This window comes from Micromonospora qiuiae, assembly GCF_016863555.1.
GTDB classification, from domain to species: Bacteria; Actinomycetota; Actinomycetes; order Mycobacteriales; family Micromonosporaceae; genus Micromonospora; species Micromonospora qiuiae.
Genome location: NZ_BOPC01000207.1, coordinates 1 through 581 on the forward strand (window position 1 = coordinate 1; position 581 = coordinate 581).

At 65.7% G+C, this 581-nt stretch carries 1 protein-coding gene; it reads right to left on the bottom strand.

The genetic code is table 11. The features are described 5' to 3' along the window. On the bottom strand, positions 1-581 hold a 581-nt coding region (locus Vqi01_RS30450), incomplete at both ends, for a ketoacyl-synthetase C-terminal extension domain-containing protein (protein WP_204038571.1).

Here is a 581-nt window from a genome sequence, read left to right on the forward strand (position 1 = left end):
TCGTGTGGGGTGTGGGGGTGTGTGGTGGGGGTGGGGGTGGGTGGTTGTTCGAGGATGAGGTGGGCGTTGGTGCCGGAGATGCCGAAGGAGGAGATGGCGGCGCGGTGGGGTCGGTTGTGGTGTGGCCAGGGGGTGGGTTGGGTGAGGAGTTGGATGTTGCCGGTGGTCCAGTCGATGTGGGGGGAGGGTGGGGTGGCGTGGAGGGTGGGGGGTAGTTGGTGGTGGTGGAGGGCCATGATCATTTTGATGGTGCCGGCGATGCCGGCGGCGGCTTGGGTGTGGCCGATGTTGGTTTTGATGGAGCCGAGGTAGAGGGGGTTGTGGGGGGTGCGGTGTTGGCCGTAGGTGGCTAGGAGTGCGTGGGCTTCGATGGGGTCGCCGAGGGTGGTGCCGGTGCCGTGGGCTTCGATGGCGTCGATGTCGGTGGGGGTGAGTTGGGCGTTGGTGAGGGTTTGGTGGATGAGTTTTTCTTGGGCTGGTCCGTTGGGTGCGGTGAGTCCGTTGCTGGCGCCGTCTTGGTTGGTGGCGGTGCCGCGGATGATGGCCCAGATGTGTCGGTTGTTGGCTTGGGCGTCGGAGAG